At 63.0% G+C, this 14,214-nt stretch carries 14 protein-coding genes; 2 read left to right on the top strand and 12 right to left on the bottom strand.

Translation table 11 applies throughout. The features are described from left to right. Positions 1 to 118: 118 nt before the first annotated feature. Entirely contained in the window at positions 119 to 1,345 is a 1,227-nt protein-coding gene (locus BLT75_RS00760; RefSeq protein WP_093026802.1) for an acyl-CoA dehydrogenase, read from the bottom strand. Between the two features lie 97 nt (positions 1,346 to 1,442). On the opposite strand from BLT75_RS00760, the gene BLT75_RS00755 reads away from it, so the two are divergent. After that, complete coding sequence (locus tag BLT75_RS00755) at positions 1,443 to 2,354, top strand: LysR substrate-binding domain-containing protein (protein WP_093026801.1); 912 nt, start codon at positions 1,443 to 1,445, stop codon at positions 2,352 to 2,354. Positions 2,355 to 2,367: 13 nt separating this feature from the next. Here the strand turns inward: BLT75_RS00755 and phoB are convergent, their stop codons facing one another. From phoB to BLT75_RS00705, 10 genes are all read right to left on the bottom strand, one after another. Then, positions 2,368 to 3,057, bottom strand: coding sequence for a phosphate regulon transcriptional regulator PhoB (phoB, locus tag BLT75_RS00750; RefSeq protein ID WP_093026800.1), 690 nt, complete (start codon positions 3,055 to 3,057; stop codon positions 2,368 to 2,370). A 15-nt stretch (positions 3,058 to 3,072) separates the two neighbouring features. Next, positions 3,073 to 3,774 (bottom strand): phosphate signaling complex protein PhoU, encoded by a 702-nt coding sequence (gene phoU, locus BLT75_RS00745; protein WP_093026799.1) that lies wholly within the window; start codon positions 3,772 to 3,774, stop codon positions 3,073 to 3,075. A 17-nt stretch (positions 3,775 to 3,791) separates the two neighbouring features. Beyond that, positions 3,792 to 4,589 carry a phosphate ABC transporter ATP-binding protein PstB gene (pstB, locus tag BLT75_RS00740; protein WP_093026798.1) on the bottom strand — a complete coding sequence of 266 codons (798 nt, stop codon included), beginning with the start codon at positions 4,587 to 4,589 and terminating at the stop codon, positions 3,792 to 3,794. A gap of 12 nt (positions 4,590 to 4,601) precedes the next feature. After that, a complete protein-coding gene (gene pstA / locus BLT75_RS00735) occupies positions 4,602 to 5,960 on the bottom strand; it encodes a phosphate ABC transporter permease PstA (protein WP_093026797.1) in 1,359 nt (452 codons plus the stop codon). Next, a complete protein-coding gene (gene pstC, locus BLT75_RS00730) occupies positions 5,957 to 7,417 on the bottom strand; it encodes a phosphate ABC transporter permease subunit PstC (protein WP_093026796.1) in 1,461 nt (486 codons plus the stop codon). Before pstC ends, pstA begins: the two co-directional genes overlap by 4 nt. Positions 7,418 to 7,487: 70 nt before the next feature. Further along, positions 7,488 to 8,516: a substrate-binding domain-containing protein gene (locus tag BLT75_RS00725; protein WP_093026795.1), complete on the bottom strand. Its 1,029-nt coding sequence runs from the start codon at positions 8,514 to 8,516 to the stop codon at positions 7,488 to 7,490. A gap of 222 nt (positions 8,517 to 8,738) precedes the next feature. Continuing rightward, a complete protein-coding gene (locus BLT75_RS00720) occupies positions 8,739 to 9,788 on the bottom strand; it encodes a sensor histidine kinase (RefSeq protein ID WP_093026794.1) in 1,050 nt (349 codons plus the stop codon). 21 nt (positions 9,789 to 9,809) lie between these two features. Continuing rightward, entirely contained in the window at positions 9,810 to 10,334 is a 525-nt protein-coding gene (locus tag BLT75_RS00715; protein WP_093026793.1) for a gamma carbonic anhydrase family protein, read from the bottom strand. Then, positions 10,331 to 10,972, bottom strand: a complete 642-nt coding sequence (gene gmk, locus BLT75_RS00710) for a guanylate kinase (RefSeq protein WP_093026792.1) — start codon at positions 10,970 to 10,972, stop codon at positions 10,331 to 10,333. The genes BLT75_RS00715 and gmk overlap by 4 nt, the downstream gene beginning before the upstream one ends. Before the next feature lie 18 nt (positions 10,973 to 10,990). Continuing rightward, positions 10,991 to 11,881, bottom strand: coding sequence for a YicC/YloC family endoribonuclease (locus tag BLT75_RS00705; RefSeq protein WP_093027288.1), 891 nt, complete (start codon positions 11,879 to 11,881; stop codon positions 10,991 to 10,993). Between the two features lie 248 nt (positions 11,882 to 12,129). Here BLT75_RS00705 and BLT75_RS00700 point away from each other — a divergent pair, with 248 nt between their 5' ends. After that, complete coding sequence (locus BLT75_RS00700) at positions 12,130 to 12,795, top strand: PAS domain-containing protein (RefSeq protein WP_245706297.1); 666 nt, start codon at positions 12,130 to 12,132, stop codon at positions 12,793 to 12,795. Between the two features lie 45 nt (positions 12,796 to 12,840). On the opposite strand, the gene BLT75_RS00695 is transcribed toward BLT75_RS00700, so the two are convergent. After that, positions 12,841 to 14,211, bottom strand: a complete 1,371-nt coding sequence (locus BLT75_RS00695) for a class II 3-deoxy-7-phosphoheptulonate synthase (protein ID WP_093026791.1) — start codon at positions 14,209 to 14,211, stop codon at positions 12,841 to 12,843. Positions 14,212 to 14,214: the final 3 nt, after the last annotated feature.

Here is a 14,214-nt window from a genome sequence, read left to right as displayed (position 1 = left end):
ATTCAGTTCATATTCACGTTCTCTTATATGTATAAACACATTCAAATGTGAAGTCGGGAACGCAAAAAAAGAGCGCGAACCCTTGGTCCGCGCCCCTGACTGGAAAAATGTGCGTTGATCAGAAGAACGCCTGCAACCCGGTCTGTGCCCGGCCCAGGATCAGCGCGTGCACGTCATGGGTGCCTTCGTAGGTGTTCACCGTCTCCAGGTTGACCATGTGGCGGATCACCTGGAACTCCAGGCTGATGCCATTGCCGCCGTGCATGTCGCGGGCCATGCGCGCAACATCCAGCGCCTTGCCGCAGTTGTTGCGCTTGACGATCGAGATCATCTCGGGCGCCGCCTTGGCCTCGTCCATCAGTCGGCCAACGCGCAGGCTGGCTTGCAGGCCCAGGGCGATCTCGGTCTGCATGTTGGCCAGTTTCAACTGGAACAACTGGGTCTGGGCGAGCGGGCGGTTGAACTGCTTGCGGTCCAGACCGTATTGGCGCGCGGCGTGCCAGCAGCATTCGGCCGCGCCCATCGCACCCCAGCTGATACCGTAACGGGCCCGGTTCAGACAGCCGAACGGCCCTTTCAGCCCGGACACATGCGGCAGCAGCGCCTCTTCGCCCACTTCGACGCCGTCCATCACGATCTCGCCGGTGATCGAGGCGCGCAGCGACATCTTGTTCTCGATCTTGGGCGCGCTCAGCCCCTTCATGCCTTTTTCAAGGATGAAGCCACGAATCTTGCCGTCATGCGCCTCGGACTTGGCCCAGACGACGAAAACATCCGCGATGGGCGCGTTCGAGATCCACATCTTGGTGCCGGTCAGCTTGTAGCCGCCCTCGGTCTTGACCGCGCGGGTCTTCATGCCGGCGGGGTCCGACCCCGCATCGGGTTCGGTCAGACCGAAACAGCCGATCCATTCACCGCTGGCGAGCTTGGGCAGGTATTTCATCCGCTGCTCCTCACTGCCATAGGCATATATCGGGTACATCACCAACGAGCTTTGTACCGACATCATCGAGCGATAGCCGCTGTCGACGCGCTCGACCTCGCGCGCGACGAGGCCATAGGTCACGTAACCGGCGCCGATGCCGCCGTACTGTTCGGGGATGGTGGTGCCCAACAGGCCCATTTCGCCCATCTCACGAAAGATCTCGGGATCGGTCACTTCGTTCCGGAATGCCTCGGTGACGCGCGGTTGCAGCTTTTCCTGCGCATAGGCCCGGGCTGCGTCTGCGATCATGCGCTCGTCTTCGGTCAACTGGTCGGCCAGACGAAACGGATCCTCCCAGTCAAAGGCACCCAGGTCGGGCTTGTCCTTGTCGCGCAGGGCGGGCTTGGCAACGGTATCCATCGATCAACTCCTGATTTGCGGTTTGTGCGCAACATACCTTTCCCGAATGGCAAAAAACAGCGAGACTTTGGCACGTTTTCATGAGTAAAACGCATACATGCTTGCACCCAGACGTTTTCTCCCGTCAATCTCTTCGCTCCGCGCCCTCGAAGCGCTGGACCGTCTCGGCTCGGCTTCGGCCGTGGCCGAGGAACTGTCGCTGACCCAAAGCGCGGTCAGCCGCCAGTTACAGACGCTGGAAACCCAGATGGGGGTCGAACTGATCCAGCGCGACCGCAAGCGCCTTTCGTTGACGCCGGCGGCGCAGGAATACGTGGTCGAGATCCGTGAGGCGCTGAACCGGATCGCACAGGCCTCGCTCAGGTTGCAGGTAACACCTGCCGGCGGCACGGTGAACCTCGCCATCCTGCCCACCTTCGGGATGCGCTGGCTGATGCCGCGCCTGCCCGATTTCGCGCGGCTGCACCCGGATATCACCATCAACATGTCCACCCGATTGCGTCCGTTCAGCTTTGCCTCGGAACCCTTTGATGCGGCGATACATTTCGGAGTACCGGATTGGCCGGGAACGGACCGGCTGCTGCTCAGGGCGGAGCGCGTCCTGCCGGTCTGCGCGCCCGGGTTATTGCCGCACGGCACGCCGAAATCGCCCGCCGACCTGCTGCGCCTGCCGCTCTTGCATATCCAGACACGGCCGCGCGCCTGGCAGGACTGGTTCGACCAGATGGGCGTTGCCCATCCCGATCCCCTGCCCGGCACCCTGCACGACCAGTTCGCCACGATCAGCCAGGCTGCGCTGCACGGGCTTGGAGTGGCACTCTTGCCCAATTACGTGGTGGAACAGGATCTCGCCACCGGGCGGCTGGTGGCCGCCTACCCCGATGCAGTCGAAACCGTTGGCGCATATTATCTGGTCTGGCCCCGTGCCAAGACCGCCGACCCCTCGCTCAGAACCTTTCGACACTGGCTGGCGGCGCAGGCGGAACCCGAAGAGGTATTGCCGCGCTGAACGGCAATCGCCTTCATCCCAGGGCGTAACCCGCCCCACGCACGGTGCGCACCGGATCCTCGCCGCCGTGCTGCGTCAGCGCCTTGCGCAGCCGCCCGATATGCACGTCGACCGTGCGGGTGTCCACATAGATGTCGCGCCCCCAGACCCGGTCCAGCAACTGTTCGCGGCTCCAGACCCGTCCGGGTTTTTCCATGAAGGTCGACAGCAGGCGGAACTCGGTCGGACCCAGTTTCAGCTGCTTGTCCGACCGGCTCACCCGATGGGTTTCCGCATCCAGAACGATATCCTCGTATTCCAGCCGCAGCCCGACAGCCGAAGGCCGTACCCGACGCAACTGGCCGCGGACCCGCGCCATCAGCTCGACTACCGAATAGGGCTTGACCACGTAGTCGTCGGCCCCGGTTTCAAGGCCGCGCACCTTGTCCACCTCTTCGGTCCGCGCCGACAGCATGATCACGGGGATCGAGCGGGTTTCCGGCCTGGTCTTGAGCCTCCGGCAGACCTCGATACCGCTGAGATTCGGCATCATCCAGTCCAGCACGATGATGTCCGGCGTGTCCTCGTCCACCAGCAGCATCGCCTCTTCGCCGTCTTCTGCCTTGAGCACGCGAAACCCTTCGGCTTCGAGGTTGTAGGCCAGCACCTCTCGCTGGGCCATCTCGTCCTCGACCACAAGAACGGTAGGTTGATCAGCGGACATTGCCTGGCCTCCCCGTTACGCCGTCGTCGACGTCACGTCGCCCTTGGGGCGCGCGTCGTCCGGGCGGCTGCCGGTCACAAGGTAGACCACCTGCTCGGCGATCGCGGTGACATGATCGCCCATGCGTTCGATGTTCTTGGCGATGAAATGCAGATGCATGCACGCGGTGATGCTGCGCGGATCCTCGGCCATGAAGGTCAGGAATTGGCGGAACAGCGCGTTGTACATCTGGTCCACGTCCTGGTCGCGGCTGATCACATCCGTTGCCAGTTCGGCATCGCGCTGGATATAGCTGTCAAGCGCGTCCTTGAGCATCAGTTCGACCTCGCGCGCCATGCGGCGCAGGGCCGCTGCGCTGTCGCCTACCGGCGGCGATTCGACCAGGACCGTCGTTCGCTTGGCTATGTTCTTGGCATAATCCCCGATGCGTTCCAGGTTGGTCGCGACCTTCATGACCGAAAGGATCAGGCGCAAATCGATCGCGGTGGGCGCCCGCAGCGCGATCAGGCGCGCGGTTTCCGCGTTGATGAGTTCCTCCAGCGCGTCGATGGCCTTGTCGCCGGCCCGCACTTCCTTGGCCAGTTCCACATCGCGCGTTTCCAGCGACCGGGCCGAAGACATGATCGCGGCCTCGACCAGCCCGCCCATCTTCATGATATGGGCCTGGATCGCCTCCAGATCGCGGTCGTAGGCCGAAGTGATATGCTGTTGCACCATGATATCCGTTCCTGTCCTCAGCCGATGCGGCCGGTGATGTAGCTTTCCGTGCGCGGATCGACCGGGTTCGTAAAGATCTGCCCGGTTTCACCGAATTCGACGAGGTTGCCCAAGTGGAAGAATGCGGTCTTCTGGCTCACCCGCGCAGCCTGCTGCATCGAATGCGTGACGATCACGACCGAATAGCTCTGCCGCAATTCGTCGATCAGTTCCTCGACCTGCGCCGTGGCGATGGGGTCCAGCGCCGAACAGGGTTCGTCCATCAACAGCACTTCGGGTTCGGTCGCAACCGCGCGCGCGATGCACAGACGCTGCTGCTGGCCGCCCGAAAGACCGGTGCCTGGCGCATCGAGACGGTCCTTGACTTCGTTCCACAAGGCGCCGCGGCGCAGCGCCTGTTCGACGATATCGTCCAGTTCCGCCTTGTTCCGGGCCAGTCCGTGAATGCGCGGACCATAGGCTACGTTGTCATAGATCGACTTGGGAAACGGGTTCGGTTTCTGGAACACCATGCCGACCTTGGCGCGCAACTGCACGGGGTCGACGCGCCTGTCATAGATGTCTTCGCCATCGAGTTTGAACTGGCCTTCGACGCGCGCCACCGAGATCGTATCGTTCATCCGGTTCAGGCAGCGCAGGAACGTGGACTTGCCGCAGCCCGACGGCCCAATGAAGGCGGTGACGGTCTTGTCCTCGATATCGACGTTCACGTCCTTGATCGCGTGCGTGTCGCCGTAATAGACCTGACAGTCCCGGCACTCCATCTTGATGTTCTTGGTTCCCACGGTTCTCTCCAGTCGAGACATGTCGTTCATTGTTCGGCTCCCTTACCAGCGCCGCTCGAAGCGTCGACGAAGAACGATCGCCAGGGCGTTCATGCACACCAGGAAGATGAGGAGCACGATGATAGCGCCGGACGCCCGTTCCACAAAGGCCGGGTCGCCGCGCTGTGTCCAGTTGTAGACCTGAACCGGCAGCGCCGAGGCGGGGTCGAAGAACCCGTCCGGCGGGCCGTCGGGAAATTCGCGGACAAAGGCAACCATGCCGATCAGCAAGAGCGGCGCTGTTTCCCCCAGCGCCTGCGCGAGGCCGATGATGGTGCCGGTCAGGATGCCCGGCGCGGCCAGCGGCAGAACGTGGTGGAACACCGACTGCATCTTCGAGGCCCCGACCCCAAGTGCCGCATCCCGGATCGACGGCGGCACCGCCTTGAGCGCGGCCCGGGTGGCGATGATGATGGTCGGAAGCGTCATCAGCGTCAGCACGAGGCCGCCGACGATGGGCGCCGATTGCGGCAGACCGGCCATGTTGATGAAGATCGCAAGGCCAAGAATGCCGAACACGATCGACGGCACCGCGGCCAGGTTGGCGATATTCACCTCGATGGCATCCGTGAGCCAGTTCTGTGGCGCGAATTCCTCGAGATAGACCGAGGCCGCAACCCCCAGCGGCAGCGCCAGCACCAGAACGATGATCATCATGTAGAGCGAACCCAGGATCGCAACCCCCAGACCGGCGGCTTCCGGCCGTGTGTCCGAAGCGTCGGGCGCGGTGAAGAACTGCCAGTTGAACCCGGTGCTCAGCAACCCGGCTGCCTTCAACTGATCCGCCAGTTGCAACTGCGCGGGCGAGACGTTGCGGTCAAGCTCGGCAGAGGCCATCGTGACGCGGCCCTTGTAATAGCCGTCGATCCTGCCCGAGGCCAGCACCTTGAACCGTACCGTCTCGCCGATCTCGTCGATATTGTTCAGCACATAGTTCCGAAGTTGCGCCGGCGCTTCTTTCGACACCAGTTCGGCGGCGTCCTTCTTGCCGAGGCCCTCGATGCTGATGTTGGCCTGTTCCATCGCCTGCTCCATCGCGGTCGCGATCAGGGGAGCATAGCCGAATGTCGTCACCTTGGCGATCTTGTCCGGGTCGCGGTCGCCGTCCTTGTCCAGCTTTGCCGGGTCCAGGAAGACGTCGACGATGATGAAGGTCTGGCTGAAGGCCGAAACACCGTTAGAGATGATAGAGCCCAGCAGCCCCACAAGACAGAGCACGCCAAAGATCACGGCGGCCAGACCCATCATCCGGAACCGGGTTTCGGCCGCGTTGCGCTTGCGCGTCCGGGGGTCCTTGTCGAACAGCGATCCGGCATTCCGGCCCGGGGTTCCCCCGGTTGAGTTCGCGGTTGCGTCGGTCATTCGTACTGCTCCCGGTATTTGCGCACGATGTAGAGCGCCAGGACGTTGAGCCCGAGGGTAAAGACAAACAGGGTAAGACCCAGAGCAAAGGCCACCAGGGTTTCGGGGCTGGCGAATTCGGTATCGCCGGTCAGCTGGCTGACGATCTTCACCGTCACCGTTGTCATCGCCTCGAACGGGTTCAGACCCAGCTTGGCGGCGGCGCCCGCCCCCATGACCACGATCATCGTCTCACCGATGGCCCGGCTGGCCGCCAGCAGAACGGCGCCGACCACACCCGGCAGGGCCGCCGGCAGGATCACCTGCCGGATCGTTTCGGATTTCGTCGCGCCCAGGCCGAACGACCCGTCGCGCATGGATTGCGGCACCGCGTTGATGATGTCATCGGACAGGGAGCTGACAAACGGGATCAGCATGATGCCCATGACCAGACCGGCCGTCAGGACCGACGAGGACGAATTGCCCAACCCCATCGGCTGCGCCAACCAGTCCCGCAGGAACGGCCCCACGGTGATCAGCGCGAACAGGCCGTAGACGATCGTCGGAATGCCCGCCAGAACCTCGATTGCCGGCTTGGCGACGGACCGCATCGCCTTGCTGGCATATTCAGCCAGATAGATCGCGATCATCAGCCCGACCGGCACCGCCAGCAGCAGCGCAATGAACGAGACATAAAGTGTTCCCCACAAGAGCGGCAGGATGCCCAGTTCGGAACCGCCGCGAAACTGCGGGTTCCAGACCGTCGAGAAGAAGAACTCGCGTGCAGGATAGAGCTTGAAGAAATGGAAGGTTTCGAACAGCAGCGAGGTGACGATGCCAACCGTTGTCAGGATCGCCACCAGCGAGGCGCCGACAAGCAGCGCAAGAACGAAGCCCTCGCTTACGTTGCGGGCGCGCTGATCCGGGGAGATGCGCAAAAGCGACCACGCGGCGAAGAGGCCGCAAACGGCCAGAACCGCAATGGACATCAACAGCGAACCGGTCTTGGAGGACGCGCGATATTCCTTTGCCGCCTCGAACACCTGAACCGGAACATCCGATCCCAGCGCCACACCGACATTCCCAAGTTGCGACCGCACATCCGTCTCATCGGCCCGCATCTGGTCGAGCGCTGTCTCGGTCATGCCGCTGTCGGCGATCAGGGCGTCAAGCCCTCCGGCGATGCGCCGCACGTCTGCCATGACCAGGCTGCGCGCACCGCCCTCGGGGATCACGCTGTCGGGGATATTGGCGCTGATGCGACCCTCTATCAGGATCGGTTGCATGAACAGCCAGGCCGTCATCAGCAGCAAGGCCGGAACCGCGGCAAACAGAAACACCATCTGTCCGTAATATCCGGGCAAGGAATGCAGTCGTTTGCCGGAACTCGCGGAGAGAGACAGGGCGCGCTGCCTTCCGAGAAAAAAGCCGAGCACGGCAATGCCGAGGACGATCAGGGTAATGATGCTGACGCTCATCTTGCTCTTCCGCAGAGTGTGAAAAAGGCCGACGGCATCGCGCGGATGCCGTCGGCCGGTGGTCGTTGGCTTAGTTCAGCGGGCCCATCGGGGTCCGGTTGGCAACAGCTTCCTGGGTCGCCGCCAGCTCCGGGTCAGAGACCAGGCCGTATTCCGACAGCGGGCCATCGGGGCCGGCGATCTCGTCGGAGACGAAGAACTCGATGTATTCCTGCAGGCCGGGGATCACGCCCAGGTGTGCGTTCTTGACGTAGAAGTACAGCGGACGCGACACCGGGTATTCACCCGAAGCGATCGTTTCGACCGAAGGAACGACGCCGTCCATGGTGGCGACGACCAGCTTGTCGGTGTTGTTCTGGTAGAACGACAGGCCGAACACGCCGATGCCGTTCTTGTTGGCGTCGATGCGGGCCAGGGTCTCGGTGTAGTCGCCGTCGATGTCGATCGACGCACCGTCGGTGCGCAGCGCGTTGCAGCCCTTGGCCTTTTCGTCGCCAGCGGCCTTGTACAGCTCTTCGGCGCCGGTGGCTTCACAGCCTGCGTGGATCACCTTCTCGTCGAACACTTCACGGGTGCCGTGCTTGGTGCCCGGAATGAAGGCCAGGATGTCCTGATCCGGCAGGTCCGGGTTCACGTCTTTCCAGGTCTTGTTCATGTTGTCGACCAGAACGCCGTCCTTGACCACCTTTGCGGCCAGGGCGTTGTACCAGTCGGCCGGGGTAAAGGCGAAGGTTGCGCCGTTGATGTCGGAGGCGAACACGATGCCGTCATAGCCGATGCGCACTTCCTGGATCTCGGTCACGCCATTCGAGGCGCACAGATCGATGTCCGACTGCTTGATGCGCGAGGACGAGTTGGCAATGTCGATGGTGTTTTCGCCAACACCTTCGCACAGCTTCTTGCGGCCGGCGCCCGAACCACCGGATTCCACGACCGGGGTCGGGAAATCGAAGTTCTCGCCAAAGGCTTCGGCGACGATCGCGGCATAGGGCAGAACGGTGGACGAGCCGGCGATCTGGATCTGATCGCGGGCAGCAGCGGCAGTGGCCGACACGGCAGCGATGGCCAGGGCCGAAGCCGACAGTTTCACAAAGGACATTGCAGTCTCCTTGAATACGGTAATTTAACGATCACCCCCATGATGATCTTGCGCCACCTCCTAGGGCCGGTGCGTGAGCCTTTTGTGACGGTAGTGTAACAGCTATATGACAAACTGCGGTTCGATTGTCGATTTCCCGATGTAACGCTCAGGTAACCGCAAGATGACACTGTCCTGGCGTGGTCTGAAGCCAGCTTCGCACCGCGTGAACGCGAAAACCGGTCAGCGGGGCAGAATCACCGTGAAGGTCGAGCCCTTGCCCAACTCGCTTTCCACCCGCAACCGGCCGCGATGCCGGTTGACGATATGCTTGACGATGGCCAGGCCAAGCCCGGTGCCGCCCTTCTGCCGGGATCGGTGGCTGTCGGCGCGGTAGAATCGTTCGGTCAGCCGTGGCAGATGGATCGGATCTATGCCGGGTCCACGGTCCGTCACCCGAAGCCTGACGGCTGGTCCCCGCACCGCCGGGTCGCGGTCCACCTCGGACAGGCTTATCCTGACCTCGCCGCCGCTGCCACCGTACTTGATCGCGTTCTCGATCAGATTGGTCAGCACCTGGCGGATCTGGTCAGTATCGCCGGTCAGGCTCACCGGATGGTCGGGTCCTTCCGAGATCAGTTCGACACCGGCCTCGGCTGCCAGAGGCCCCAGGGAATTCAGCGTAGAGCTTATCTGCGCGCTCAGGTCCACCTGCTCGCGCGGGCGAACCCTCTCTTCGCTTTCCACACGGTTAAGCGACAACAGATCGCCCACCAGCCGGTTCATCCGGCTGGCCTCCTGTTCCATGATGACCAGGAAACGCTCCCGCGCCTGCGCATCGTCGCGGGCGGGCCCGCGCAGGGTTTCGATGAACCCCATGATGGCGGTCAGCGGCGTGCGCAACTCGTGGCTGACGTTGCCGACAAAGTCGCGCCGCATCTGGCCCGCCTGCTCGACCGGCGTCACGTCGATGAAGCTGACCAGAACCGCGCCCCCCTGCACGGCGCCGACCCCGCGAACATAGCGGCAGCTGACATCGAAGGATGTATCCTGCGCTCCGTCACTGCCCAGATAGCGGCTGGTGGCGCCTGCCTTGTCGCGCAAGGATTTCTCGATCGCCTCGATCACCTGCGGCTGGCGCAGGATGGTGGCGAAATGACGGCCGGTGGTCTGGCCGCCGAACAGCGTCTGAGCCTCGGCATTGGCCGTCAGGATGCGTTCGGACTGGTCCACCAGCAGCGCCGGCAGGGGTACTGCCGCAACAAGTTCATGGATCACGGTTTCCAACGACATGCCAGCCTCGCGAACCCGCCCCTATTCGATCGGAACCAAGGTCTCCCGGTACCGGCGCATGTTGTCCTGATAGTATCGGGCGCTCAGCTCGATCCGGGTGATCGCCGCTTCGTCCAGTTGCCGCACGACCCGGCCCGGCGCGCCCATGACCAGCGAATTGTCGGGGATTTCCTTGTTCTCGGTAATCAGCGCCCCCGCCCCGATCAGGCAGTTGCTGCCGATTCTCGCGCCATTCAGAACGGTAGCCCCCATGCCGATCAGGGTATTGTCGCCGATCGTGCAGCCATGCAGCATCACCTTGTGGCCGATGGTGCAGTTCCGGCCGACGGTCAAGGGATAGCCCGCGTCGATATGCATGACGCAGTTTTCCTGAATGTTCGACCCGGCCCCTACCCGGATCACCTCGTGATCTGCGCGTATCGTGGCGCCGAACCAGACCGAGGCGCCCTCTTCCAGCACCACCTGGCCGATCAGGTTGGCATCGGGCGCGATCCAGGTGTCGGGGTGAATTTGCGGGCGGTGCGCGCCCAGGGCAAAGATGGTCATGACAGATCCTCGAATTCGGTTTGCAACTTGCGTACATGCTCCTGCAAGGCGGGCTGCTGGATGCGGCGCATGCGTTCGGCGCTGACGATGGTTTTCAGTTTCGCCTCGGTGGCGTCCAGATCGTCGTTGATCAGGACATAGTCGTAATAGCCCCAGTGGCTGATCTCGTCCCAGCTTTTCAGCATCCGTTTCGAGATCACCTCGGCGCTGTCCTGGCCGCGGTTTTCCAGGCGGCGGCGCAGTTCCCGGATCGAGGGCGGCAGGATGAAGATCGACAGCGCATGCTTGCCCAGGTCCGAGTTGCGGATCTGGATCTCGCCCTGCCAGTCGACGTCGAACAGAACGTCCTGTCCGGCCTCGATCGTCTCGCGCACGGGTCCGGCGGGCGAGCCATAGAAATTGCCGAACACATGGGCATGTTCCAGCATCTCGCCGCGCCGCACCTGCCCCTTGAACTGCTCCTCGGTCAGGAAGAAATATTCGCGCCCGTGTTCCTCGCCCGGGCGCGGCGGGCGGGTGGTGGCCGAGACCGAGAATCTCAGGCCCGGGTCCCAGGCCATCAGCCTGCGCGCCAATGTCGATTTTCCCGCGCCCGAAGGCGAGGAGAGGATGATCAATAGGCCGCGGCGATCGGTCATGCGCAGGTTTCCTTTCCGTTATTCCACATTCTGTACCTGTTCGCGCATCTGGTCGATAACCGCCTTCAATTCCAACCCTACCGCAGTCAGGTCAGCGTTTTGTGACTTCGAACAGAGCGTGTTGGCTTCGCGGTTGAATTCCTGCATCAGGAAGTCGAGCTTGCGCCCCACCGCGCCCCCCTGGTCCAGCAGTGCCCGCGCGGCGCGCACATGGGCGCGCAGCCGGTCCAGTTCCTCGGTGACATCGGCCTTGACCGCCAGCAGTGCCAGTTCCTGCGCCACCCGGTCCGGGTCGGCTCCGTCCGAATTGGCCAAAACCCGCGCCAGATTGGCGCGCAGGGTTTCGGCCACCGCACCCTTGCGGGCCTCGGCCAATTCCGATGCTTCGGCCGTAAGCTCTTCGACCCGCGCCAACTGGCTTTGCAGGATTTCGCTCAGGGCCGCCCCTTCAGTTTCACGCATCTGCACAAATGCCTGAACGAGAGGTTCAAACTCCGCCTTGAGCTGGACGATGACCGGTGCAAGATCCTCTTCGCCGCTGCCCGCGTCCATAACGCCGCGCAGCGCCAGCAGATCGGCCGCGCAGGACGGCGCCAGCGTCAGCCCCCGCGCCATGGCCTGTTCCTCGGCCTCGGCCAGCGCGTCCAGCACAGCTGCCAACGCAGTCTGGTTCAGCGCCAGGCTCGGCACCTCTTCGTCCCGCCCCAGTCTCAGCGTCAGATTCACGCTTCCCCGGGTGAGCGCCTTGGCCAGATCGGCCCTCAGCGCGGCCTCCAGCCCCTCCAGCCAGTCGGGTACCCGCAGCCGCAGATCCAACCCCTTGGCGTTCACACTTCGCAAGTCCCAGCTCCAGGAAAACGGCGCCTTTTCGCCACGCGCCGAGGCGAAACCCGTCATGGATCTGATCATCTTGGTCAACTCCCGTGTCGAACTGCGACCGTTCCGTTCCGCTGCACCTAATGCGAACCCCTGCCTCAGGGCAAGACCCGGCCGAATTTTCCACCAGTTTAAGACAATTAACCATTCGTTAAGGAAATACTCCAAAATAGAGGCTACCCGTGGCACGTTAACACTTGGGTAACCTGTCCCGCTCGCGCCGATCGCCGGCCTTCCGGGCGGACACAGGCAAACGGGGCATCGGGATACTGGGTGTAGTGATGATGTTTATCTTGGGTAACCGCTCCAAGGGCAAAACGGGGAATGTAATCTCGATGGACCGGTTTCGAAATGGTCGCAGTCTTTCCCCATTGCGCCAGGCCGAGGCCTACTGGTCTGCGCTGCGCACCGGGGACAACATACCGCACCGGTCCGACATCGACCCGCGCGGTCTTGAGAACATTCTCGAATACACGTTCATCCTCGAACGTATAGCGCCGGGCATCGCGCGCTTCCGACTTGCCGGCAACCATCTGACGCTCATCGCAGGTATGGAGGTGCGCGGCATGCCGATTACAGCGCTTTTTTCGGCAACGGCCCGCGCCGAAATCACGGCCACGATCGAAAATGTGTTCCTGGCACCGGCCATTGCCGAATTGTCTCTGACCGCGGCGCCGGGCCATGGCGCCGGCGCGATTGAAGCGCGGGCCGTGCTTTTGCCGTTGAAAAGCGATCTCGGCGATGTCAGCCGCGCGCTCGGGGTCCTGATCGCGGACGGCCCGTTCGGAACCGGAGGCCTCCGGTTCGAACTTTCGAAGTCCAAACTTAGAACACTGACGGCCGACTGTCGGGAAAAGATGCGCTCACCCGTGCCCGGTCTGGCCGAGGATTCCGTGCCAATGCTTCGGGGAAAACCGGTATTGCGCGTGGTGCCGCAGGAAGACTGACCGACGCCGTGATGGCCCGGCGGAACCGGGCCATCACGATCCCTTTCACACCGCCGTGCGGCGGCGCTGCGTGTTGCGCAGCTTTGACAGTTCCTCGGCAACGAGAAACGCCAGTTCCAGAGACTGGCTTGCGTTGAGGCGCGGATCGCAGGCGGTATGGTACCGGTCGCTCAGGTCCTCGTCCGTCACGGCACGAACGCCGCCGGTGCATTCGGTCACGTCCTGGCCGGTCATCTCGAAATGCACGCCGCCGGGCACGGTGCCTTCGGACTGATGCACGGCAAAGAAATCCCGCACCTCGCGCAAGACCGAATCGAACGGACGGGTCTTGTAGCCCGAGGCCGACTTGATCGTGTTGCCATGCATCGGGTCGCAGACCCAGGTCACCTTGGCGCCTTCCTCGCGCACCGCCTTGATCAGGCGCGGCAGATGCTCGCCAGCCTTGCCTGCGCCGAACCGTGCGATCAGGGTCAACCGCCCCTCTTCATTTTCGGGGTTCAGCCTGGACATCAGGATCTTGAGGTCCTCGGCGCTGGTTGTCGGTCCGCATTTCAACCCGATCGGGTTCAACACGCCGCGGCAGTATTCCACATGCGCGCCATCCGGCTGCCGGGTGCGGTCGCCGATCCAGATCATGTGACCGGAACCCGCCAGCCAATTCCCCGAGGTGGAGTCGAGCCGCGTCAGCGCTTCCTCGTACTCCAGCAGCAGCCCCTCGTGACTGGTATAGAATTCGACGGTCGAGAATTCATGCGTGGTGTTCGCCGTGATGCCGGCGGCCCCCATGAAATCGATCGTGTCCTGGATGCGGTCCGCGATCTCGGAATATTTCTGTACATCCTGCTCGTCGGTGAACCCAAGGGTCCAGGAATGCACCCGGCTCATGTCGGCGAAACCGCCGGTCGAGAAGGCACGCAGCAGGTTCAGTGTCGCAGCGGCCTGGGTATAGGCCTGCAACATCTTCCTGGGATCGGGAATGCGCGCCTCGGGCGTGAAGGCCAGCTCGTTGATGATGTCGCCGCGGTAACTGGGCAGTTCGACACCCCCGACCACCTCGGTCGGCGCGCTGCGCGGCTTGGCGAACTGGCCTGCCATGCGGCCCACCTTGATCACCGGCACCTTTGCGCCATAGGTAAGCACCATCGCCATCTGCAACATCACCTTGAACGTGTCGCGGATGCCGTCAGCACTGAACTGTTCGAAGCTCTCGGCGCAATCGCCGCCCTGAAGCAGGAAGGCTTCGCCCCGGCCCGCCGCTCCCAGATGGCGCTTCAGCCGCCGCGCCTCGCCGGCAAAAACCAGCGGCGGATACTTGGAAAGCTGCGCCTCGACCTGGGCCAGAGCGGCCGGATCGGTATAGTCGGGCATCTGAACCCGCGGTTTGGCGCGCCAGCTCGTCTTTTGCCACTCGGTCATAGC

This window comes from Ruegeria marina, from assembly GCF_900101475.1.
In the GTDB taxonomy this organism is placed as follows: domain Bacteria; phylum Pseudomonadota; class Alphaproteobacteria; order Rhodobacterales; family Rhodobacteraceae; genus Ruegeria_B; species Ruegeria_B marina.
The sequence above is the reverse complement of the archived record's forward strand: the minus strand, read 5'-3'. Positions and strand labels throughout refer to the sequence as shown.